General features: G+C 62.1%; 17 protein-coding genes and 1 tRNA gene. 12 read left to right on the forward strand and 6 right to left on the reverse strand.

The window, feature by feature from the left end:
* Positions 1–21 precede the first annotated feature (21 nt).
* The gene (locus tag QMG79_RS03745) at positions 22–1,845 is read left to right on the forward strand and encodes an ABC-F family ATP-binding cassette domain-containing protein (protein WP_283537210.1); all 1,824 of its coding nucleotides are present in this window, start codon (positions 22–24) and stop codon (positions 1,843–1,845) included.
* Positions 1,846–1,856: 11 nt separating this feature from the next.
* Here the strand turns inward: QMG79_RS03745 and QMG79_RS03750 are convergent, their stop codons facing one another.
* Positions 1,857–2,456, reverse strand: a complete 600-nt coding sequence (locus tag QMG79_RS03750) for a TetR/AcrR family transcriptional regulator (RefSeq protein ID WP_283537360.1) — start codon at positions 2,454–2,456, stop codon at positions 1,857–1,859.
* 290 nt (positions 2,457–2,746) lie between these two features.
* Here QMG79_RS03750 and QMG79_RS03755 point away from each other — a divergent pair.
* The 9 genes from QMG79_RS03755 to sufU all read left to right on the forward strand — a co-directional run bounded on the left by QMG79_RS03755 (position 2,747) and on the right by sufU (position 14,722).
* A tRNA-Gln gene (locus QMG79_RS03755) sits at positions 2,747–2,818 on the forward strand.
* A gap of 106 nt (positions 2,819–2,924) precedes the next feature.
* On the forward strand, positions 2,925–4,418 hold the full coding sequence (glmU, locus tag QMG79_RS03760; protein ID WP_283537211.1) for a bifunctional UDP-N-acetylglucosamine diphosphorylase/glucosamine-1-phosphate N-acetyltransferase GlmU: 1,494 nt from the start codon (positions 2,925–2,927) through the stop codon (positions 4,416–4,418).
* Positions 4,415–5,395: a ribose-phosphate diphosphokinase gene (locus QMG79_RS03765; RefSeq protein ID WP_283537212.1), complete on the forward strand. Its 981-nt coding sequence runs from the start codon at positions 4,415–4,417 to the stop codon at positions 5,393–5,395. The genes glmU and QMG79_RS03765 overlap by 4 nt, the downstream gene beginning before the upstream one ends.
* 229 nt (positions 5,396–5,624) lie before the next feature.
* A complete protein-coding gene (locus tag QMG79_RS03770; protein WP_283537213.1) occupies positions 5,625–6,242 on the forward strand; it encodes a 50S ribosomal protein L25/general stress protein Ctc in 618 nt (205 codons plus the stop codon).
* A 76-nt stretch (positions 6,243–6,318) separates the two neighbouring features.
* Entirely contained in the window at positions 6,319–6,909 is a 591-nt protein-coding gene (gene pth / locus QMG79_RS03775; RefSeq protein ID WP_283537214.1) for an aminoacyl-tRNA hydrolase, read from the forward strand.
* Positions 6,910–7,041: 132 nt separating this feature from the next.
* On the forward strand, positions 7,042–9,810 hold the full coding sequence (locus QMG79_RS03780) for a helix-turn-helix transcriptional regulator (protein WP_283537215.1): 2,769 nt from the start codon (positions 7,042–7,044) through the stop codon (positions 9,808–9,810).
* Between the two features lie 31 nt (positions 9,811–9,841).
* Complete coding sequence (locus tag QMG79_RS03785; RefSeq protein WP_283537361.1) at positions 9,842–12,460, forward strand: LuxR C-terminal-related transcriptional regulator; 2,619 nt, start codon at positions 9,842–9,844, stop codon at positions 12,458–12,460.
* Positions 12,461–12,838: 378 nt separating this feature from the next.
* A complete protein-coding gene (locus QMG79_RS03790) occupies positions 12,839–14,164 on the forward strand; it encodes a SufS family cysteine desulfurase (RefSeq protein ID WP_502934688.1) in 1,326 nt (441 codons plus the stop codon).
* A 108-nt stretch (positions 14,165–14,272) separates the two neighbouring features.
* Entirely contained in the window at positions 14,273–14,722 is a 450-nt protein-coding gene (gene sufU / locus QMG79_RS03795) for a Fe-S cluster assembly sulfur transfer protein SufU (RefSeq protein WP_283537216.1), read from the forward strand.
* A gap of 58 nt (positions 14,723–14,780) precedes the next feature.
* On the opposite strand, the gene QMG79_RS03800 is transcribed toward sufU, so the two are convergent.
* The 3 genes from QMG79_RS03800 to QMG79_RS03810 all read right to left on the reverse strand — a co-directional run bounded on the left by QMG79_RS03800 (position 14,781) and on the right by QMG79_RS03810 (position 17,211).
* Positions 14,781–15,002, reverse strand: coding sequence for an SCO4848 family membrane protein (locus tag QMG79_RS03800; RefSeq protein ID WP_283537217.1), 222 nt, complete (start codon positions 15,000–15,002; stop codon positions 14,781–14,783).
* 3 nt (positions 15,003–15,005) lie between these two features.
* Positions 15,006–15,503, reverse strand: a complete 498-nt coding sequence (locus tag QMG79_RS03805; RefSeq protein WP_283537218.1) for a DUF2505 domain-containing protein — start codon at positions 15,501–15,503, stop codon at positions 15,006–15,008.
* Between the two features lie 76 nt (positions 15,504–15,579).
* On the reverse strand, positions 15,580–17,211 hold the full coding sequence (locus tag QMG79_RS03810; protein ID WP_283537219.1) for an SDR family oxidoreductase: 1,632 nt from the start codon (positions 17,209–17,211) through the stop codon (positions 15,580–15,582).
* A gap of 257 nt (positions 17,212–17,468) precedes the next feature.
* Between QMG79_RS03810 and mfd the strand changes: the two genes are divergently transcribed.
* The gene (gene mfd / locus QMG79_RS03815) at positions 17,469–21,110 is read left to right on the forward strand and encodes a transcription-repair coupling factor (protein ID WP_283537220.1); all 3,642 of its coding nucleotides are present in this window, start codon (positions 17,469–17,471) and stop codon (positions 21,108–21,110) included.
* A gap of 5 nt (positions 21,111–21,115) precedes the next feature.
* Positions 21,116–21,883: a metal-dependent hydrolase gene (locus QMG79_RS03820; RefSeq protein WP_283537221.1), complete on the forward strand. Its 768-nt coding sequence runs from the start codon at positions 21,116–21,118 to the stop codon at positions 21,881–21,883.
* A gap of 22 nt (positions 21,884–21,905) precedes the next feature.
* Here the strand turns inward: QMG79_RS03820 and QMG79_RS03825 are convergent, their stop codons facing one another.
* Complete coding sequence (locus tag QMG79_RS03825) at positions 21,906–22,280, reverse strand: response regulator (protein ID WP_283537222.1); 375 nt, start codon at positions 22,278–22,280, stop codon at positions 21,906–21,908.
* On the reverse strand, positions 22,277–22,975 hold the full coding sequence (locus tag QMG79_RS03830) for a hypothetical protein (RefSeq protein ID WP_283537223.1): 699 nt from the start codon (positions 22,973–22,975) through the stop codon (positions 22,277–22,279). The genes QMG79_RS03825 and QMG79_RS03830 overlap by 4 nt, the downstream gene beginning before the upstream one ends.
* Between the last annotated feature and the right edge of the window lie 18 nt (positions 22,976–22,993).

The following is a 22,993-nucleotide window of genomic DNA, read 5'->3' on the forward strand; positions in this document are numbered from 1 at the left end:
AGCAGCAGAAAGCAGTTCCTTTTGGCACACCTCCTCGGCGGCGAAAACCTCAGTGTTTCGTTCGCAACCCGTACCGTTCTCGACGGCATCACCATCGGCCTCGAAGAAGGTGACCGGATTGGCATGGTAGGCCGCAACGGTGACGGAAAGTCAACACTGATGCGCCTTCTCGCACTGCGCTCCACCCCCGACTCCGGGCGTGTCACCAAGCGTGGTGACGTCAACGTCGGCTATCTGGACCAGAGCGACGTCCTGGACGGTGATCTGAGCGTTGGTGCCGCGATTGTGGGCGACCAGGCCGACTACGAGTGGGCCCGGAATCCACAGATCCGCGAGATCATGGGCGGGCTCGTGTCCGACGTCGACTGGCATGCCAACGTCCATGCCCTCTCCGGCGGACAGAAAAGGCGCGTAGCGCTGGCTAAGCTGCTGATCGAGGACCACGACGTCATCATGCTCGACGAGCCCACCAACCACCTCGATGTAGAGGGAGTGGCCTGGCTGTCCCGGCACCTCAAGACCCGTTGGCGGGCAAATCAGGGTGCTTTCCTGGTGGTCACCCACGATCGTTGGTTCCTCGATGAAGTCTGCAACAAGACCTGGGAAATCCACGACGGAATTGTTGACCCGTTCGACGGCGGATATGCCGCCTACGTGTTGGCCCGCGTGGAGCGGGACCGGAGTGCCTCCGTCATGGAGAGCAAACGCCAGCAACTAGTGAAGAAAGAACTAGCCTGGCTTCGACGCGGCGCCCCTGCACGGACCGCCAAGCCAAAATTCCGTATCGAGGCAGCCAACGTCCTCATTGCCGACGTTCCCGAACCACGCGATGCCGTGGCCCTGAGCAAGATGGCTACCGCCCGGCAGGGCAAGGACGTCCTTGACCTTGAAAACGTCTCGCTGGATCTTCTGGACGGTGATGGCGTCAAGCTCTTCAACGACATCACGCTGCGTCTTGCACCCGGTGAACGGCTGGGACTTGTCGGTGTTAATGGCGCCGGAAAGACCACCCTGCTGAAACTCCTGAACGGCGAAATTACGCCCACCTCCGGCAACGTCAAGCGCGGAAAGACAGTGGTTTCGGCTGTTCTGACCCAGGAGGTCAAGGAGCTCGACGACGTCTCCGACCTCCGCGTGATCGAAGTCATTGAGCGTGAAAAGCGTTCCTTCGATGTGGGCGGCAAGGAATTCAGCGCCGGTCAACTGGTGGAACAGCTTGGGTTCACCAAAGAGAAGCAGTGGACACAGGTCAAGGATCTTTCCGGTGGGGAGAGGCGCAGGCTACAGCTGCTCCGTCTGCTGGTTGGCGAACCCAATGTCCTGATGCTCGATGAGCCTACAAACGACCTCGACACAGACACCCTCGCCGCCGTCGAGGACGTCCTAGATGGCTGGCCCGGCACGCTCGTGGTGGTCAGCCACGACCGCTACCTGCTTGAGCGGGTTACCGACCACCAGATGGCGCTCCTTGGCGACGGCAAGATCCGGGCGCTGCCGCGTGGCGTTGACCAGTACCTCGAACTGCGCGAATCTGCGCTGGCTGGTTCCACGATCACTGGTGGCGGCAACCCCGTGACCGGAGCCAGCGGCTCAGCTGCACCGGTGGCGCCGGGACGGTCCGAGGCTGAGAAGCGTGATGCCCGGAAGGCCAAAAACCGGATTGAGCGACAGCTGGGCAAGCTGGAACAGCAGGAGAAGAAAATTCACGACCAGATGGTGACGGCCACTGCCGGGAATGACTTCGACACCATGGGCGAGCTGAACAAGAAGCTCAAGGATCTTGCCACTGACCGCGAGGGTATTGAACTTGAGTGGCTTGAGGCCCTGGACGTGCTGGGGGAGTAGTTCCCCACTGGTCAGGCTTCGCTTTCGAGTTCCGGGTCCCTTTTCAGTCCGGTGAGGCCGTTCCACGCGAGGTTCACCAGGTGGGCGGCGACTGTGTGCTTGTCCGGTACCCGGCTGTCCAGCCACCACTGCCCAGTCATGGCCACCATCCCCACCAGCATCTGCGCATACATGGCTCCGTCTTCCGCGCCGAAGCCGCGCCTGTCGAATTCGTCCGAGAGGATGTGCTCGACCCGTGCTGTCACATGCGTGAGCAGGGTGGAGAATGCCCCCTCGGGCTGCGACGGGGGTGCATCCCGCATGAGGATCCGGAATCCGTCCGTGCGTTCCTCAATGTAGGTCAGCAGTGCGAGTGCGGCGCGCTCCACAAGGACACGCGGTTTTGCCTCATCCGTGAGGGCTGCGTTGATGGAGTCCAAGAGGATTCGGAATTCCACGTCCACAACTGTGCTGTAGAGGCCCTCTTTGGTGCCGAAGTGTTCGTAGATGACGGGCTTGGAAACATGGGCGGCGGCGGCGATATCTTCGATGGTGGTCGCGTCCAGGCCCCTCATGGCAAAGAGTCCGCGCGCCACGGATACCAGCTGGGACCGTCTCTGTTCGCCGGTCATCCGGGTACGGGTTGCTGGTCGCTGCCGAGCTGGCGCAGCAGGTGGACCTGCCGAACCGTCAGGGGTGTCCGCCGTCGTTTTCACCGTCCTATCATCCCTTACGCCGGTGGTGGCGACGAACCGGATCGGTAGTTAAGAAGCGTGCTTTACCCTGCAGATCCCGCTCCCGTAAGCGGGGGTCGGGGCTGGGGGAACGGGTAAATCTGCGTGTTGCAGGACCCAAAGTCGCGGGCAGTTGGTCAGCCATGGCAAAATGGTGGATTGTGTCCCGGCTTCATCGCCTGGCGCGGTCCGCTCTGGTGTAATGGCAGCACCCCGGCCTTTGGAGCCGTGGAGTATAGGTTCGAGTCCTATGGGCGGAACTATCGGTAAGCCGCGGCGATTGTGTCGCAGCCGATTTGTGCGGATGTCAGGTCCGTCAGTGCGTCGTCCTGGCGACAGCTTCACCACAACAAGGAGAGCCACCACGTGAGCCCCGAGTCCACCGGCCCAGCCGCCGTTATTGTCCTAGCCGCGGGGGCAGGTACGCGGATGAAGTCCCGGACCCCCAAGATCCTGCATGCCATTGGTGGCCGGACCATGGTGGGACACGCAATCCTCGCGGCACGCGGAATCAATCCCCAGCGCTTGGCCCTCGTGGTCCGGCATGAACGGGATCGGGTGGCCGCGCACCTGCAAAGCCTCGATCCACAAGCCGTGATTGTCGACCAGGACGACATTCCTGGAACAGGCCGTGCTGTGGAAGTGGCACTGGCTGCCCTTGATGCCGAGTCAGCCGTTGAGGGCACTGTGGTTGTGACCTACGGTGATGTTCCGCTCCTCACCTCGGAGCTGCTGGAAGATTTTGTCACTGCCCACCAGACCGGCAGTAACGCTGTCACCGTGCTCAGTGCCGTCCTCGACGATGCCACGGGCTACGGCCGGATCCTGCGCGACGCCGATGGCACGGTGACTGGAATCCGCGAGCACAAGGATGCCACCGAGGCTGAGCGGGCCATCCGTGAAGTCAATTCCGGGATCTACGCTTTTGATGCCGCTCTCCTGCGCGAATCACTCACGAAGGTCACCACCAACAACGTCCAGGGCGAAAAATACCTCACTGATGTCTTGGAGCTGGCTGCAGCAGCGGGCGGCCGTGTTGCTGCCCTCGTCACCGAGGATCGCTGGCAGGTGGAAGGTGCCAACGACCGTGTCCAGCTCTCAGCGCTCGGGGCCGAGATGAACCGCCGCACTGTTGAATCCTGGATGCGGTCGGGCGTCTCGGTGGTGGATCCTGCCACCACCTGGATCGATTCGACAGTGACCCTGGACGAGGATGTCCGGATTCTGCCGAATACCCAACTCCATGGCACCACCACCGTCGCCCGCGATGCTGTGGTGGGCCCCGATACCACCCTGACCGACGTGCAGGTCGGTGCTGGCGCGACGGTTACCAGGACCCACGGATCCGGCTCCACTATTGGCGAGGGTGCCGCCGTCGGCCCTTTCACCTACCTTCGGCCAGGCACGGTCCTGGGAGCCACCGGTAAAATCGGCGCCTTCTACGAAACCAAGAACGTCACTATTGGCCGCGGTTCAAAACTGTCCCACCTTGGTTATGCCGGTGACGCCGAAATTGGCGAAGACACCAACATTGGCTGTGGCAACATCACGGCAAACTATGACGGCGAAAAGAAACACCGCACTGTCATAGGCTCCGGCGTGCGCACCGGGTCAAACACCGTTTTTGTAGCCCCTGTCACCATGGGTGACGGCGCCTACAGCGGAGCCGGTGCCGTGATCCGCAACGACGTTCCGGCAGGCGCACTGGCCCTGTCCCTGGCCAAACAGCGCAACGTTGAGGGCTGGGTTGCCACGAACCGCCCCGACACGCTTTCTGCTGACCTGGCGGCGAATGCCACCGCAGCCACTCCCAGTTCCTCCACCCACCAGGCATCCACAGAAGAGGGCACGCAATCATGAGCGAAATTACCGCACACGGCGAAAAGAAGCTGGTGCTCGCCGCAGGGCGGGCGCATCCTGAGCTGGCCCGTCAGATCGCCCAGGAACTTGGCACCGAGCTGCTGCCCATTGATGCCTACGACTTTGCCAACGGCGAGATCTATGTCCGGTCCGCCGAGAGCGTCCGAGGGACTGACGCATTCGTCATCCAGGCCCATCCAGCCCCGCTGAACAACTGGCTCATGGAGCAGCTGATCATGATCGATTCACTCAAGCGGGCCTCCGCGAAGCGCATCACGGTTGTTTCACCGTTCTACCCCTACGCGCGACAGGACAAAAAAGGTCGGGGTCGGGAGCCCATCTCGGCGCGCCTCGTGGCAGACCTCTACAAAACAGCTGGCGCAGACCGCATCATGAGCGTTGACCTGCACACCTCACAGATCCAGGGTTTCTTTGACGGACCCGTGGACCACCTCATGGCCATTCCGCTGCTCGCCGACTACATCCGGACAAGGGTGAGCGCCGACAACATCACTGTCGTCTCCCCAGACACCGGCCGTGTCAGGGTAGCGGAACAGTGGGCTGAGCGCCTGGGGGGCGCGCCGCTGGCGTTTGTGCACAAAAGCCGTGACCTGACAATGCCCAACCAGGCAGTGTCCAAGACGGTGGTAGGGCAGATCGAGGGACGCACCTGCGTGCTCATTGACGACATGATCGACACTGGTGGCACCATTTCGGGAGCCGTGCAGGTGCTGAAGAATGCTGGTGCAAAGGATGTCATCATCGCAGCTACCCACGCTGTATTCTCAGGGCCGGCGGCGCAGCGACTTTCAGAATCCGGTGCCCGCGAAGTAGTGGTGACGGATACGCTCCCCATCGGCGCGGACAAGATGTTCCCGGAACTGACGGTCCTTTCGATTGCACCGTTGATTGCCCGTGCCATTCGTGAAGTCTTTGACGACGGTTCGGTCACCAGCCTTTTCGACGGCAACGCCTGACCTGCTCGCTGATCCTCCTGGCAGGACTGGACCTGGTTTCTCAACCAGGACCGGTCCTGCTAGGCTTTAAGCAGAACCTTGGCGAGGGAGAACATTCCGGGCATCCGGAATGACAGTCTCCGTCATCGACTGGGTCTGAATCTCCTTCTTGAAGGGTGGCCCAGCCGCCCGGCGTTGAGGGTCGTAAACAGACCTCCGCCCTTGCCACCCAAGCATAAGGAGAACACCCATGGCTGAACAGAAAATCGCAGCAGAAATCCGCACCGAGTTCGGCAAGGGCTACGCCCGCCGCATCCGCATGGCCGATCGCATCCCCGCCGTCATCTACGGCCACGGCGAGCAGCCAATCCATATCACCGTTCCGGCCAAGACCACCACGCTGGCTCTCCGCGTCTCAAACGCCCTGCTGTCCCTGGACATCAACGGAGAAGAGCACCTCGCCATCGTCAAGGATATCCAGCGCGATCCGATCAAGCAGATCATCGAGCACCTTGACCTCCTGACCGTCCGTAAGGGCGAAAAGGTTGAGGTTGACGTCTACGTCAAGGTAACCGGCGAAGTTGCCCCCGGTGCTGTTGCCAACCAGGAAGCCACCCAGATTTCCGTGGAAGCCGAAGCAACCCACATCCCCACCACTGTGGAGATCGACATCGAGGGCCGCGAGATTGGCGCTCACGTCTACGCCTCCGACCTGGTCCTGCCCAAGGGCACCGTCCTCCTGACCGACCCCGAGGCGCTCGTTGTGAACATCTCCGAGGCCGTCGAGATCGATGTTGAGGAAGACGCCGAAGCAGCAGCTGCCACTTCAGGCGAGACCCCTGAAGCAGTTGAAGAAATCGCTGAGTAAGTAGTCCCTGACGATGGCCGGGTCCCTTTCGGACCCGGCCATCGTTGTCTCCTGCACAGATTGGATGGAGTGCACCATGAGCGATACCTGGTTGATTGTGGGCCTTGGAAATCCCGGCGCGCAATACAGTGGAAACCGGCACAACGTAGGGCAAATGGTGCTGGACCATCTTGCCGAGCGGGTAGGCGGAAGTTTCCGGACCCATAAGACACGCGCCCAGGTCCTCGATGGCAGGCTGGGCATTGGCGGACCCCGCGTGGTCCTGGCAAAACCAATGAGCTATATGAACGTCTCGGGCGGTCCAGTAGCAGGACTTGCGTCCTTTTATGGCCTTGGAGTGGACAGGCTGATTGCCGTGCACGACGAGATTGACATTCCGTTTAACACCATCAAAGCAAAATCGGGTGGTGGTGAGGGCGGCCATAATGGCCTGCGAGATATATCCCGTGCCATGGGTACCAAGGACTACTTGAGGATCCGCGTCGGAGTTGGCAGGCCGCCAGGACGGATGGAAACAGCGGATTGGGTCCTGCGTGACTTCGGTACCGATGAACGCAAGGAACTCCCACTGTTGATCGATGATGCCGCCGACGCCGTTGAACTCCTGGTGCGGGAAGGGCTGGCGGCAGCGCAGCAAAAGTTCCACCCCTCCAAACAGGTGCCGTAAAGGGGCACCGCGGCGGGGGCATTCAGCTGTAGCCGCATTTTTGCCTGCCCCCTCGGGTAGTGTTCGTTTCAGGAGCAGAAGGCCTGCTGGTGCGGGTCTCCGCGTGAGCCTGACAGATCTGAGGGAAAGTGCATGTCGGCTGAACCACTTGAGGGGGACAGTGGGTTACCTCCGGCAATGGCTATGCCGTTGACGGTCTCGGGCGTGGAAGCAGATCATCGACAGTGGTCGGTTTCGGCACGAAGCGAAGACCTCAGGGCCATCGGGACGGCTCTGACGTCTGACAATGTTTTCGGTGTGGTACTGACCGGTGAGTACGGGGCGGGTAAAGCCGCCATTGCAAGAACTGCTGTTACTGATCTTGGACCAGGCGTCTACAGCGTCCGCCTCAGGAGCCACCCAGCACTGTCCAACGAACCTTATGCGAGCATTTCGGCGCTCCTCGCGCGGTTGCCGGTGGAGGCCGGGGCTACACCCGTGGCGCTCCTGCAGGGGGTTATGGACCTGATCCGGCACGATGCCGCAGGCCGCGACTGTGTTTTGGTCCTTGAAGACGGTGGACTCCTGGATCCGCTGAGCGCAGCTGTGCTGGTCAACCTCATGGTGACTGGAACTGCGCGCGTCCTCCTGACAGTGACTGAGTCAGCGTTGCTTCCCGGGGACTTTCACCGCTTCCTTGCTGCAGGGGAACTTGTTGAGATTCGGTTGACTGGCCTGGGTGAACGGCAGGTGCGCCAGGTACTGCTTTCCCTCCTGGGGCACCGGATCTCTGCCGGCGCTACCAGAATTTTCCACCGTCTTTCAGGAGGCAATTCTTTACTGCTGCGTGGCATCGTCACGGAGCAGCAACAGCAGGGAAATCTTGTCCTCTCAAGCGGAACCTGGACGTTGCGCAAAGCGGTGGACCTCAGCGTCGGGCCAATAGTGCAGGAGATGATCCAGACCCGGTGGGCCGGCGAAAACGAGAACGCACGCCTGGCATTGGACCTGTTGGTCTGTGCCCGATCCGTTCCACTCAACGTGCTGAGTGACCTGTTTGGACCGGACACCATTGCCGGATTGGAAGACCGTAGGCGCATCCATGTTGAATCCCTTGACCGGGTCAGGCTGGTGCCGCAGGATGAGGGCCTCCATTCAGCCTTGCTGTCCATGATCGGTGTGAACCGGCAACGGGAGCTTCACAACCTGCTGTCCGCTGCCCATCCCACGGATCCTGCGCTGATGTCGGACGAGGAGTTGATGGCGCACGCTGCGTGGGCCTTGGAGTCGTTGGGCGCCATCGATGGTGACCTGGCGCTTGGCGCATCCCGGGCTGCCCTTGATGCTGGTGATCCCGCTTCGGCACTGGGCTATGCAGGCGCCATTGGCGCGGAGCAGCCACAGTGGGTTTCAGCGCAACGGTTGATTGCAGCAGCCCACGTCCTCAGTCGTTCCCCTGAGGACGCACTCTCGGCTCTTGATGCAGTGCCCCAGCAGACCTGGCAGGACGTGGGCTCGGTTGAGTACGCGCTGTTGGTGGAGCAGAAATGCAGGGCTTTGTGCGCAATGCGGGGATACGAGGCTGATATCGCGGCCCAGATCCACGAGGCACGCTACCACCTTCGCAGCCGGACCGGGACATCCGGGGGAGGCACCACTGCTATCGAGCACCTGGAGTGCAGCCAGGCCGGGCCTGCGGCAGATGCAGGCCTTGACCTGCTCGATATTGTCGAGTTCGAGTTTCGCGCATTTGGCGGTGATTTCTGGGGAATGGTCGTGCCTCTGGAGGATGCCTTTGCCCGGCTCGATTCCGCCCTTCCCTCGTTTCGCGTGCGGGTAGGGTCGCTGCTGATGCTGGCCTACGCCGTCTGCGGCCGGGAAGATGATGCCCAGAGGGTGCTCCAGGACGTTGGTGGACTACTTGGGGCAGTAGTGGGCGCGGTCCGCCGGAGGACTTTCCAAGAACGCGCCTTCATTGTCCATCTTTTGTGTGGAAAGTGGCGGTCCGGCCTGGAGGTCGTCCGCGAGGCCGAGGATGGGTCTGCGTGGAGTCAGCCACAGCGGGGCGCTGTGATGGAGCTGATGGAGGGGACAGCCTATGTATTCGCGGGTCGCGGTGCTGCTGGGCTGGATGCGTTGCGATCGGCGGTGGCCACCTTGCAGCTCGGACCTTATACGGAACTGGTCCGATTGGGAGTGGCTGCTACTGCCCTCGCCTATGCCCAGATGGGGCAGCCTGAGGAGTCCCGGGAGCATGCAGGCAGACTCGATGCGCAGCCCCCTGGGGAGCCGTTTATCCTGACGAGCCTTACTGATTTCTGCAGACTGTCTGCACGGCGTTGGCTGGACGAACCAGACGCGTCATCGTTGCTCGATGCGATGGCTTTCGAGAATTCCCTGCAGGGGCGCCATACCCTGGCGGGTTTCTTTCTCCTGGGCGCCACTGTTCGAGGCACGGGGGAGCAGTACGTTCGCCTGGCTGCAACAGCTGACAGGAGGCAAGGTCTCCTAGCAGGCATCTCGCGCCACATCGCTGTTGGCTCGCAGACGCAGAACCCTACGATGCTCCTGGCAGGCGCTGCCGCGGCCCAAAAGCTTGAACTGGATGCCCTGGAAGCACACTGCGTAGCGCTGGCGCTCGAAATCGCCAGATCCAGTGGTGATGCTGCTGCCGCGCGGGAAGCACAAATGCGCCTCGACAGGCTGTCGGGGACGCTCGCCGCCCTGCCGCTTGTACCAGTCGCATCTCCTCTCCTGACCAGTCGGGAGAGGCAGGTAGCGAATCTTGCGGGAAGGGGAGCCTCCAACCGCGATATCGCCCAGCGAATGGGTGTCTCGGTCCGCACCGTTGAAGGCCACCTCTACCAAATCTTCACCAAGCTGGGAGTCACGTCACGGGGTGATCTCCCTGGCAGCGGTTAGGGCCCTTGGTGGGCCTTCTTCGGTGGAGCCCATGGTGGGACGGCATGCTGTTAGAGCGCATTTACTTTCCCAGTTTCGCGGTGGCCATCCGCCGCCGCAGATCCTGTTAGGCGTAAGGGGAGTGGGAAAAACAACGCTGCTTGAGGGGCTCGCTGAAGATCTGAAAGCTGAGTACCAGACGATCTGGTTGCGTGCGAGTCCGGCGCTGGCTGACGTCCCTTTCGGGGTCATGGCACAATTTCCCGGGACGCCGTCCGGGGCTTTTGCCGCTGCGCCCGCAGCAGTCCTCAAGGCCATCTGGCAGCATTCCCGCCGATCTTTAGCCCAGGATCCAGGGGCGGTTGCGTTCGGGACGGCAGATAACGCTACCCTGCCCATTCTGCTTGTCCTCGATAACGCCGACAGCGTTGACGAATCCAGTGCTGCCGTCCTGTCCGAAGCGCTGGCTGCAGGGTGGGTGAAACTGATTGCGGCTGGACAAACCTGGGCTAATCTTCCCCGTGCGCTGCGGGACCTCTGGCGTACCGGGATGGGACAGCGTGTTGACGTGCAGGGTTTCGGGCTCACGGAGGTAGGCGAATACCTGGGCCTCGAACTGGAGTCGACCATCCCCGCCGCCGTAACGTCCGCTTTTCACGCAGCAAGCGGCGGCAACCCGCTCCTGCTCTCCCGCCTTCTTCGCGATGCCCGTGCAGATGGTGCGCTGACCCAGAAGCATGACCTCTGGCTTGTGGTCCGTCGTCTTCCCGAACGTGGGCCCGGGCTGCTGTCCCTGGCCGGCCAGATCCTTGCTGAATTGCCGGTAGCTGACAGGGAAGCAATGCAGTTGATTTCTCTAGCAGGACCCGTGGCGCGGGCAGCGATTGAGGAGATCTGCGGTGCCGCAACGGTCGAATCCCTCCTGCAGCGGGTACTCATCAAGCAGACGGGGGCAGTACCAGCTGAAGTGTCGATTGCTCCGGACATTATGACGGGAAGTATCCGGGCGCAGGTGCTGCCAGCCAAGAGCCGATATCTTCGCCACAAAATGGTGCTGGCCACCACGGGACAGGCCATGATGGCTAACGGGTACAGCGAACTCAGAGCGCGGGGTGGCAGCAGCACGACAGCCGGTATGCTGGCGGGCAGCCACTCATCAGGGAGTGAGGTCAGCAGGTGCAGGTCCGTCGAATGGGGGCTTGAAACCGGCGAACAATTCTCCGTTGCGCAATTGCTGGACGGTGCCAGCCTCGCTATCCGGTTGGACAGGCTCGACGGTGCCCGGGCCATGCTCGGCGCTCCTGTCATTGAAGCGGCCGGTCCACGTGCACAGGCCCTCCTTGGCCGTGTTGAGTTTTCCCTGGGCAACGTGGTCAGGGCTGCTGAGCTGTTGGAGACGAGCCGTGCCAACCTCGTAGATGGTGACGACACTGCCCTGGGGGCAGCCGTGGATGCGCTGCTGGCTGCCGCATTGCGCAGCCAGGGAATCGCCCCGAACGTTCCATTGCCATCTGGCACCTCAGTGTCCACGTCCCTGCGGGTGCTGGAATCATCCCTGCGCTGTATGGAGCAAATCAACACTGGAGCACTCGAAGTCGCCCTCACCACCATGGAAAGGGCTGCCATTGCAGCAAAGTCCCTGGACTGTACGGTGTACTACTTCCAGGACATGACAACGATGGCGGCGAACTTCGTCCATATTGGCCTGGGGGAGTGGACCACAGCTGAGGCTGAACTCCTGGCTTTTGAACGTCGCCATCCAGAATCCCTGCAGCTGTTTGGTGGTACTGTCACAGCGCTCCGGGGTTATTCGCGGCTTCGGCAGGGACGAATTGACACCGGTTACCAGGTTCTCCTACCGGCGGTGGAAAGCCTCCGCATCCATGACCCGCTCCAGGTTCTCCGATTTTCTACGGCGCTGGCCTTTTATGCCGCGGCCCGCCGCGCAGATGAGGTACAGGCCAGGCGCCTGTTGGCGGAGTATCACGCTGCGGTGCCCGTTGATGGTGTTGGCTGGCGGTTGCGTTCGGCCGCCTACATCGCTGCAGGTGAAGAATATCTGAACCGGGATGGGAGGGGATTGGCTCATCTGAGGACAATGAGCACAGCCCCTGACGTGACGGCCAGGGATGCAGTCTTGCTTGAACTTCTGGGGTTGCGGGTCGCGCTGCGCGACTACACCGAGATGGGGCTCCTGTCACGGGTTGCGGCGAACGTGCAGGGACGCAGGGCGCTGGCCGCCGGCCAACTCTCAACCGCCTTTCTGGCGGCAGATCCCCACGTTCTCATGGAACTTGGTCACGGATTTGTGCTGCAGGATTTTGTCAACCTCGCCCACGAGGCATACCGCAGGGCTGAATCGATTTTCGCGTCAACCCATCAGGCCAGGCTCTCACGGCAGGCGTCCCAGCTCAGGGAGCGGTGTGAGCAGGATCTTGGCAGCGGCTACCAGGACGGTCACTTCGTCAAGACAATCCCTACAGTGCAATTGACCCGGCGCGAACGCGATGTTGCGGCGCTAGCCGCCCGCGGATTCTCGGACAAGGAAATCGCTCAGCATCTGATGGTGTCGGTGCGCACCGTGGAGGGTCACCTGTACCGGACCTATATAAAGCTGGGTGTACGCAGTCGGGACGAACTCAACCCGGGCTCACCAGGGGAAACCAAGTAGTTCGCCGCGGCGGCCTCAAATAATCGAGTACTCACTACGCGTGCCCTTGTCCTGAAGTTCCGAAAGAATGAATCCAGGGCACAGGGTTGCAAGACCAAGTGCCGCAGTTCGAGTGCTGGTTCGTCGACAAGGATAAATGTCCTCACGGTCCAGAACTGGAAGTACCCCCCATCTTCCGTGGCCGCCAAGGGCCGCGGAGCAGACGGGACCGACGGCGTCGGAGTCTTCTGAGACCGAGACTCTCCCCCCAGCCGCCGTCGGCCCCTTAACAGTTCCGGACACAGTCCGGAAACCGCGGCAGCGGCTCTTCCCCAAGAGTCGCTGCCGTTCTGTTGTGGGAGAATTGGGTGTCCAGCATCCGCACCCGAGGAGTTCGTTTTGGCACAAGTAGTAACGCCCGCCACCCTGTCCCACGCTGCTCCGGACATGGATGACGCCGAGGTCCTGCGGATCAGGAACGACTTCCCCGTCCTTGCGCAGGAGATCAACGGGTCGCCCCTGGTGTACCTAGATTCTGGGGCAACGTCGCAGAATCCGCTCAGCGTTCTTGAGGCCGAGCAGGAGTTCTACGAACAGCGCAACGCTGCCGTCCACCGTGGCGCGCACCACCTGGCGGTTGAGGCTACAGATGTGTTTGAGGATGCACGCCAGACCCTTGCAGATTTCATTGGCGCGCGCTACGAAGAAACTGTCTGGACCTCCAACGCGACCGAGGGGCTGAACCTGGTAGCGCAGTCACTGGCGACGGCTGGACTGTGGGCCGAACGTGGCCGTGGCGATGCACGCCTCAGTGAGCTCGCGGTGGGCCCTGGCGATGAGATCGTCGTGACGGAAATGGAGCATCACGCCAATCTCATTCCCTGGCAGGAACTTGCCTTCCGGACGGGAGCAGTGCTGCGCTATATCCCCATCAATGACGACGGTTCATTGCAGATGGACACGGCAGCTGCAGTGATTGGACCGCGAACACGGGTGGTGGCGTTCACCCACGCCTCCAACGTCCTGGGAACCATCAACCCCGTCATCGACCTGGTGGCGCTGGCCCGCGCAGTTGGTGCCCTCGTGGTTCTTGATGCGTGCCAGTCCGCCCCGCACATGGCCCTGGATGTTAAAGCCCTGGACGTGGACTTCGCCGTCTTTTCCGGCCATAAGATGCTTGGTCCTACCGGGGTTGGTGTTCTGTATGGAAAGCGGGAGCTCCTTGATGTCCTGCCGCCTTTCCTGACCGGTGGTTCCATGATCACCACGGTCACCATGGAGCGGGCCGAGTTCCTGGCAGCACCGCAGCGCTTCGAGGCGGGCACTCAGCGCGTTTCCCAGGCCGTGGCGCTCGCCGCGGGAGCAAATTACCTCAGCGAGACAGGGTTGGACCGGATCCATCGCTGGGAAACGAAGCTTGGACAGCGCATGGTGGCGGGGCTCCAGGACATTCCTGGAATTCGTGTCCTGGGCCCAGCTGCCGGCAGCGAAAGGATTGGCCTGGCGGCGTTTGACGTTGCCGGCGTTCACGCGCATGACGTCGGACAGTTCCTGGACTCACGGGGCATAGCGGTCCGTGTTGGCCATCACTGTGCGCAGCCGCTGCACAGACGACTGGGCCTTACCGCCACAACACGCGCCAGCGCCTACCTGTACAACACCACGTCCGACGTCGACATGTTCCTTGACGCCGTCGCAGGTGTACGGTCCTACTTCCGGGTTTGAGGCCGGCCCGGCGTACCATTTTTCCGACCAGCTCTCTGAGTGGCAGCTGCTGCTTCCCCCGGCCCCGATTCCCAGAACACCGTGGCCCCAGCCCAGAAAGGCACAGCCTTGAGTCTTGACCAGCTGTATCAACAGATCATCCTCGACCACTCCAAGGAACGCCACGGCAGTGGTCTCAGCGAAACCCCGGTACCAGCTGGAGCCAGCACTGGATCATCCCATCAGCTCAATCCAGTATGTGGCGACGAGGTGACTCTTCGCCTCGCAGTCAAGGAGGGCAAGATAGCCCAGATTGCCTGGGATGGTGATGGTTGTTCCATCTCCATGGCATCAGCATCCGTACTCAGTGAGATGGCCGAGGGCTTGAACGTCTCGGATCTGCGAACACTGATTGATGCTTTCCGCGACGTTCTGCGCTCACGTGGAAAGATAGCTGCAGATCCGGAGATCCTCGGTGACGCTGCTGCCTTCGAGGGTGTCTCCCGCTACGCTGCACGGGTCAAATGCGCCATGATCGCCTGGGTCGCTGCCGAAGATTCGCTGAACCAGGCGACCTGACTGTCGCCGCGGCGCAGCGGACGCGGCAACAATCCGGCGGCCGTTCAGCGGATCACAGTCAGGAGAGCAGGCCCGTGACGCCGACCGCGGCAGTGGCAACTCCCAGAACAAGTGAGATGCCTACCAGGATCTGATGGACACGGAGGAACTTGGTGGCTGTCCCAGCGGCATCACGAGCCCGCGGATCCTTGGTGACCCGTTTGAGGAACTGTGGCCAGACCACCAAGGACCAGACGCCTGAGATGATCAGGACAATGCTGACGAAAACGGGCATGTCCATCGGTTAGGACCGTTCCAACCAGGATTGAGCCTGCTGGGCCTGGATCTTCAACGCCTTGCCCACCATGGGCTCCGCTGCGGACGCGATCTTGGCGCCAAGGAATGGGATGGACGACGTGACGGCACCCTCCAGCTCCACGCGCGTACCGGTACCGTCCGCCAACAGTTTCTGGCTTGCAGTGACATCCAGCGGCGCACCGGCGATCTTGAGCGTAATGTTGCTCTGCCGTGAACCATCGGCGGCGGGCATGGACCAGGACTCGACCTGCGTTACGGTCAGTTTTTCGCCAACAAACTTCCGCGCAATGTCAGGCAACCGGCTGGTGGGGAGCGTACGCACCGACGTGGTACTGAAGGGTCCGGCCAGGTCACCGTCCACGCTGAAGGACTCCAGCGTTCCTCCCACGTGTTCGCTGACATGGCGCTGGAAGTCCTCATTGACGAGGACTGCCGTGACTGCTTCGACAGTATGCGGAAGGGTGGTGGTTGCGCTCAGGGCCAAGGGGACCTCCGTGGTAGGGCAGGATTTGCTCCCAACATCCTACGACGTGGGCTGATCCAGCGACGTATCCGTTCGGTCAGTTGCCCTTCGTCGCGCGGGCCTTGCCGCCGGAGGAAGCCTCCTTTTCGGCGAGTTCCTTGGCAGCGTTGGTGATATTGCGTGACATGGCCGGGAAGATGAAGCTATGGAACGGCAGGACCGCCAGCCAGTACAGCCGTCCGCTGAGGCCCTTCGGGAAGAAGATGGCGCGCTGGCGGTAGCGGCTGCCATTCCCCTCAGGTTCCACGGAAAGCTCGAGCCAGGCCCGGCCAGGGGCCCGCATCTCAGCGCGCAGGCGAAGGAGCTTGCCGCGATCAATCTCCTCTACGCGCCACCAGTCCACTACCTCGCCCACAGCCAGGGTGCCCGGGTGCCTGCGACCGCGGAGGAGTCCGGCGCCGCCCTGGAGCTTGTCCATCCAACCGCGGATACGCCAGGCGAGGGGCAGGGAGTACCAGCCATTCTGGCCGCCGATTCCCTCAATGATGGTCCACACATGGGCCGGGTCCACGTCCCCGTGAAAGGTCCGCTCGTCCATGTAGACCTTGTGGCCTGCCCACTCGGGGTCGCTGGGCAGAGGATCGGAGGATGCCCCGGCATTGGCCCAGGTGGTGGTTACCTGACCGTCGCGTTCCCGCCCGAGTGCAAGGCCGACGGCGGTGCGGTAGTTGGTCAGGCCGCCGTCTGGCTGGGGAATGTACTTGTCGATGTCGTGCTCGTCCGAGACTGCGTCGTGCTGCAGCGACTGGACGAGAGGCACCGCCATGGACAGGGGGATAGGTGTTGTCAGGGCTACCCACAGGCCAGCAAGTTTGGGGGCCGGGATGGGTAATGCCATGACCACCCGGTAGGGCAGCCCGGCCTCAGCAGCGTACTGCTGCATCATTCCTGCGTAGGTCAGAACCTGCCGGCAGCCGATGTCGAAAGTGCGGTTGATGGTTCCATCGAGAGAGGCAGCGGAGGCCAGATAGTAGAGCACGTCGCGGACAGCGATTGCCTCGATCCTGTTGCGTACCCAGCTCGGTGCGGGCATCAGGGGGAGGGTTTCCGAGAGGTGCCGGATCATTTCGAAGGATGCAGAGCCGGAGCCGATCACCACGCCGGCCTGGAACACGATGGCATCAACGCTGTTGTCAATGAACACCTGCCCGACAGCTTCGCGCGAGCGCATGTGGGTGGAGAGTTCCACGCCGGTGGGGTGCAGGCCACCCAGGTAGACAATCCGCCGAACGCCGGCGGCCTCCGCTGCGGTGGCTGCCGTCCTGGCCATGGCCTGTTCTTTTTCCTCGAAACCCGAACCGGCCGCCATGGAGTGGACCAAGTAGTAGAAGACGTCAACACCGGTCAGGGCCTTCTGGAGGGCGTCGCCATCGTCCAGGCTGCTCTCAATGACCTCAACCTGGTCGCGCCAGGGGTTGCCCGCGATTTTCTCGGGGGAGCGGACCAAGACCTTGACCGTATGGCCAGCCTCCAGGAGTTTGGGGACCAGACGCCCTCCAATGTAGCCCGAGGCCCCTGTCACAAGAACTGTGCGCGACTCGCCCTTGAGAGGAGCTCCGGCATCAAGTTCTTCGGGCTGCTGATCCTGGCCGGTGAATTTCTGCGGCCTTGTTACGGCCTGCGGGTCCTGCTGGTTTGTGGCGGCGTTGGTACTCTCATTGGCACTCATGGCACGGCTCCTTTGTTGCCAGCGACTGTGACCTGAAATGCAGCGCATGACGGCCAGCTCCTAAGTAAGCTTAGCAACGCTGGCCCGGTTCTGGGTAAACTCTGCCACCGGCAGAACGTCAGATTCCAGTGCGTTCACGGGAGTACGCTGGGAAGACCTGGGATTCGCAAGAATTTCGGGCATTCGTGTTGCCTGCCACCCGATGACTTTTGCCTGCAGCAGATCATCTTTCGCCGCATCCTCCAGGAGTTACCACCATGAGTCCCACTGGGTCTTCCACCACCGTTCCGTCGCTGGATGGGCTCCGGCGTGCGCTCGCTGCCGATTCCACCTTCGCCCGCGTCCGCGCTGAAGCCGCCAGGGGTTTCGAGGTCCGCGGGCAGGATTACCAGATCAGCGCTCCCGCGGGTCTCCGGGCGACTCTTCTGGCGGAAATGGCCGACGGCCTGGCATTGGCCGGGACCGCTGGCGTCGTCCTTGCCGTGACGGCAACGGGACGCGAGGCTGAAGACCTTACCGCCAGCCTCAGGGCCTTCTTGCCCGACGGCGCGGTAGCGCAGTTCCCCAGCTGGGAGACCCTCCCGCATGAGAGGCTTTCGCCCCGCTCCGACACTGTGGGGCGCCGACTGGCCGTCCTTCGTCGTCTGGCACACCCGGAAAGTACGACGGCGGAGCCGCTGCGCGTCGTGGTGGCCCCCGTTCGCGCCGTGGTGCAGCCAATTGTGGCTGGCCTCGGGGAACTGGTGCCGGTGACCCTGACTGTGGGCCAGGAAATGCCTTTCACGCAGGTGGTTCGCAGCTTGGCAGAGGCTGCCTACGCCAGGGTCGACATGGTGACGCACCGCGGTGAGTTCGCCGTCCGCGGAGGAATCATCGATGTTTTCCCACCCACTGAAGACCATCCCATCAGGATCGAGTTCTTCGGGGACGAGGTGGACCAGATGCGTTGGTTCGCCGTAGCGGATCAGCGATCCCTTTCTGCTCCGGGAGTGGTCCATCCAACGGAGCTGCATGCGCCGCCCTGCCGGGAAATGCTGATCACCCCAGCTGTGATGTCCCGGGCGGCCGGACTGAAAAAGTTGATGCCCGCTGCACTGGACATGCTGGAGAAGATTGCTGGTGGGGTTGCCGTTGAGGGCATGGAGTCGCTGGCACCGGTCCTGGTAGATTCCATGGTGCCGTTCGTGGAGCAGCTTCCCGCGGGCTCCATTTCCGTGGTGATTGAGCCGGAAAAAGTCCGAACCCGCGCCCATGACCTATCCGCCACCAACGAGGAATTCCTGGAGGCGGCCTGGTCTACGGCTTCTGACGGGGGTACTGCACCGCTGGACCTTGGCGCGGCCGAGTCGGAGGCCCTGCACTCGGCAAGTTTCCGCTCCCTGGCTGAGACCCGGGCAACTTCCCTGGAACACGGCGTGTCCTGGTGGTCCATCAGTTCACTGGCCACTGACGAAGAGCTGGTGCCAGAGTTTGATGTCCTGAATCTTCACGCCCGTGAGCCTCGGGGATATCAGGGCGACGTGGCCGAAATGATGGACTTCATCGGTTCCAGGGTCCGGGACCAATGGCGGATTGTGGTGGTGACTGCCGGTCCCGGCCCCGCGCAGCGCCTGGCTGAGTTGTTCCATGAGCACAATATTCCCTGCTCTCGGGTTGAGGCACTGGCCAGGGAACCCGAGCCTGGGATCATCGAGGTTACTACCGCTGCAGCAGGGCGGGGGTTTGTCCTGGACAGCCTGAAATTGGGCCTTCTGACCGAAGCGGATCTGCTGGGCCGTACGTCGGCTGGCTCCACCAAAGACATGCGCAAGATGCCCTCAAAGCGGCGAAACGCCGTGGACCCACTCCAGCTGGTGGGTGGGGATTCTGTGGTGCACGAACAGCACGGAATTGGCCGCTTCATCGAGCTGATCCAGCGCAAGGTGGCTGGCGGGGGTGATGGCGTGCGCGAGTACCTGGTGCTCGAATACGCCCCGGCAAAGCGCGGCGCACCGGGCGACAGGCTCTTTGTTCCCACGGATCAGCTGGATCAGGTCACACGCTACGTCGGTGGCGACACTCCCGCACTGAGCAAGATGGGCGGCTCGGACTGGGCCAGCACCAAGTCCCGGGCCCGCAAAGCAGTCAAGGAAATTGCCGGGGAGTTGATCAGGCTCTATTCGGCCAGGATGGCCTCCAGGGGGCACTCCTTCGCGCCTGACACGCCCTGGCAGCGAGAACTTGAAGAGGCATTCCCCTATGTGGAGACCCCCGACCAGCTGACCACCATCAACGAGGTGAAAGCGGACATGGAACGGGAGATCCCCATGGACCGGCTCGTCTCAGGAGACGTGGGTTACGGCAAGACCGAAATCGCGGTCCGGGCCGCCTTCAAAGCAGTCCAGGACGGAAAGCAGGTTGCCGTCCTGGTCCCCACCACGCTGCTGGCCCAGCAGCACTATGAGACCTTCACGGAGCGGTTCTCCGGGTTCCCCCTGCGGGTCAAGCCCCTCTCCCGGTTCCAGGGCGCCAAGGAGACAAAGGAGACTGTAGAAGGCGTCAAAAACGGAACTGTCGACGTCGTTATCGGTACTCACCGCCTGCTGTCCAAGGGCTTCGAATTCAAGGACCTTGGCCTGGTGATTGTTGATGAGGAACAGCGTTTTGGCGTGGAGCACAAGGAAGCGCTCAAGAAAATGCGGACCAATGTTGATGTCCTTGCCATGAGTGCCACCCCCATCCCCAGGACTCTGGAAATGTCACTGACGGGAATCCGCGAAACGTCCACGCTGGCGACCCCGCCCGAGGAACGCCACCCAGTGCTGACCTATGTGGGGCCCTATACCGACAAGCAGACATCCGCGGCAATCCGCCGTGAACTCATGCGTGAGGGCCAGGTCTTCCTGGTGCACAACAGGGTATCCAGCATCGACCGCACGGCCGCCCATATCCGTGAGTTGGTGCCCGAGGCACGGGTGGAGGTGGCCCACGGAAAAATGACGGAAAGTCGCTTGGAAAAAATCATTGTGGACTTCTGGGAGCGTCGCTTCGACGTTCTGGTATGCACCACCATCATTGAGACCGGGCTTGATATCTCCAACGCGAACACGCTCATCGTGGACGGAGCCGACAAATACGGGCTCTCGCAGCTGCACCAACTTCGGGGCCGGGTGGGACGTGGCCGGGAACGGGCCTACGCGTACTTCCTGTACCCCCCTGACAAGCCCCTGGGCGAGGTTGCCCTGGAACGGCTCAAAGCTGTGGCCGCGCACAACGAACTTGGTGCCGGCATGCAGCTTGCCATGAAGGACCTCGAAATTCGAGGGGCTGGAAACCTGCTGGGCGGTGAGCAGTCGGGACACATCCAGGGTGTTGGTTTTGACCTCTACATCAGGCTGGTCGGGGAGGCTGTGGCCGACTTCCGCGGTGATGCCGAGGAGAAGGCAGCGGAAATGAAGATCGAGCTGCCGGTTAATGCTCACCTGCCCCACGACTATGTTCCGGGGGAGAGGCTGCGCCTTGAGGCGTACCGGAAGTTGGCAGGGGCGGTGACAGTGGAAGGTATCGAGGAGGTGCTGGCCGAGCTGGTGGACAGGTACGGTGAGCCTCCGCTGCCTGTGCAGAACCTCATTGCTGTCGCCCGGTTCCGGGTGGGGGCCCGGGAGGTGGGCCTGACTGACGTAGCCCTGCAGGGGACGTTCATCAAGTTCTCGCCCGCCGACCTCCCAGAATCCAAGCTGATGCGGATGGCCAGGATGTACCCGGGATCCCAGGCCAAACCCGGGCTTGACGCGATCCTGCTGCCAAAACCGAAGACAGCCAGGATTGGTGGCCGCGACCTGCAGGACGCGGAGATCCTGGAGTGGGCCAATGGCGTCATCCGCAACATCTTCTCGGACGTTCCGTTGGCTGTGGACTAAGGGTGATGGGTGGTCACCACGCCGCAGCGGGAGCTGCGGCGTGGGTTGCTGTTGCCTCCACTGGGCCCTACACGCTGGGCTGGTATCCGCTGGACGCCACAGGCATTGTTATCGGAGGTATGACGACGGCCGGTACGGCACTGGTGTGCGACTGGGATCACCGGTCCAGTACCATAGCCACGTCCCTGCCGCCGCTCTCCAACGTGCTGGCGGTGGGAATCGAAAACGCCAGTGGCGGACACCGGCAGGGAACCCATTCCATTCTTGGAGCCGGATGTTTTGTCCTGCTGGCTGCCGCTGTGGCGCAGTTCCAATTAGCCACGCCGTGGGGAGTCCTCTCTGTCGGTGCCGGGCTGCTGTGCATGTTCATGATCAACATCGCGGCCAAGGCCCTGAAGCTCTTTCCACCCTCGGGCTGGTTGGTTAACTGGATCTTTGGCCTTGTGATGGCAGCCCTTGTGACGTGGTATGCCCCAGAACAATGGACCTGGCTCCCCACATCCATGCTGATCGGGGTGGTGGTGCATATTGTGGGTGACCTGATCACGACAGGCGGAGTGCCGCTTCTGTGGCCCATCGTCATCAAACCGCCGCGGTTGTTCCGCAGGGTTCCGCTGCTGCGCAGGATCTGGCGCCCCAATGGAGCTCTCTCGCTGCCCCTGCTGGGCCGTGCGGGTTCCCGGCGGGAGTGGCTGCTTCTGATTCCCGTCAGTGCTTACGCAATGGTGGGAATGCTCGGCGCGGCGTGGAGTGTCCTCAGGAGTGTCATCTAGGCCTGAGAACCTGATCGGCATGCTAGCTCCCAAGCCCAGCCAGGTCCCTCACAACGGACAGGATCTCACGGGCTCTGAAGGGTTTTGCTATGAACGTCCCGGCCCCGGCAGCGAGCGCGGCGCGGATGGCAGGGGCATCGTCACTGGCTGAAATCAGCAGGATATGGCCAGCTGTGATGCTGCGGATTCGATGGATGGTTTCCACACCACCTATCCCCGGCATATTCAGGTCCACAGTGACGACGTCAGGTGTCAGTTCCTGGGCCAGGGCGATGCCAGTATCGCCATCCGCGGCAGCCTGGACCTGAAAACCGGCCTGGGTCAGGAGTAGGCACAGGAGGGTGTTGATATCAGGATCGTCCTCGATCACCAGCGCGGACGGCGGCAGGCCCATCATGGCGCAGCTGCTGCAGCGGGAGTTTCAACCGGACCAGGTTTGGCATAGCCGATGCTGATCGAATCCATGATGGTCTGGCGGCTGAAGACCCCAGAATCCTTGGCGGTTTCGCTCAGCAGGTCGAAGGTCAGAAGAACCCGCGTCGCGTGCGCTCCCGGTTCTGCAGGAACAACGATGGCGCTGGTATAGGCATACGGGGGCTCCATGGCGAATGACCCCTCATCGTTGGCCATGATCACGGAACCGTCCTCGTTGCGCGCAGTGAAGCGGGTCACCCTGACGGTTCCGGGTGGGTGTTCGCCCAGGATATGGGCATTCAGGTTGATGATGGGCGTCGATTCAGGCGTCCAGGATGACGGGTCCTCAGTAGTCCAGTAGTCGAGGGCGATCTGGTGCGTGGCCGCGGACAGGGTGTGTGTCACCGACCCCCTGTCCAGGTCAGCAGGTGTCCTTACCCAGGCTACCGATCGTGAACTATCTGCTGCCGGAGCCGGAACAACCTGGGTTTCGGCGGAAGCATCAGGTGTTTCGGAGGTGTCCACAACACTGACGGCCCGCTCGGCGACGGGAGCGCCGGTGGGTCCAGGCAGTCCGGGGATGGAGCATCCCGAGAGGAGAACTGTTGCAGAAAGTGCAAAGGAAGCAAGTCCCAGCGCAGGTTTCCTGCTGTGCTGGGTGCGGGACATGGCATTCATGGGTGTCCTTTTCGGGCT

The organism is Pseudarthrobacter sp. PS3-L1, from assembly GCF_030063285.1.
Lineage (GTDB): Bacteria > Actinomycetota > Actinomycetes > Actinomycetales > Micrococcaceae > Arthrobacter.

Coding starts and splice junctions, on each gene's coding strand:
- QMG79_RS03785 (WP_283537361.1), top strand. CDS start 9,842: ATGGTGGGACGGCATGCTGTTAGAGCGCATTTACTTTCCCAGTTTCGC.
- QMG79_RS03750 (WP_283537360.1), bottom strand. CDS start 2,456: ATGACCGGCGAACAGAGACGGTCCCAGCTGGTATCCGTGGCGCGCGGA.
- QMG79_RS03765 (WP_283537212.1), top strand. CDS start 4,415: ATGAGCGAAATTACCGCACACGGCGAAAAGAAGCTGGTGCTCGCCGCA.
- mfd (WP_283537220.1), top strand. CDS start 17,469: ATGAGTCCCACTGGGTCTTCCACCACCGTTCCGTCGCTGGATGGGCTC.
- QMG79_RS03830 (WP_283537223.1), bottom strand. CDS start 22,975: ATGAATGCCATGTCCCGCACCCAGCACAGCAGGAAACCTGCGCTGGGA.
- pth (WP_283537214.1), top strand. CDS start 6,319: ATGAGCGATACCTGGTTGATTGTGGGCCTTGGAAATCCCGGCGCGCAA.
- QMG79_RS03825 (WP_283537222.1), bottom strand. CDS start 22,280: ATGATGGGCCTGCCGCCGTCCGCGCTGGTGATCGAGGACGATCCTGAT.
- QMG79_RS03770 (WP_283537213.1), top strand. CDS start 5,625: ATGGCTGAACAGAAAATCGCAGCAGAAATCCGCACCGAGTTCGGCAAG.
- QMG79_RS03810 (WP_283537219.1), bottom strand. CDS start 17,211: ATGAGTGCCAATGAGAGTACCAACGCCGCCACAAACCAGCAGGACCCG.
- QMG79_RS03780 (WP_283537215.1), top strand. CDS start 7,042: ATGTCGGCTGAACCACTTGAGGGGGACAGTGGGTTACCTCCGGCAATG.
- QMG79_RS03800 (WP_283537217.1), bottom strand. CDS start 15,002: ATGGACATGCCCGTTTTCGTCAGCATTGTCCTGATCATCTCAGGCGTC.
- QMG79_RS03820 (WP_283537221.1), top strand. CDS start 21,116: ATGGGTGGTCACCACGCCGCAGCGGGAGCTGCGGCGTGGGTTGCTGTT.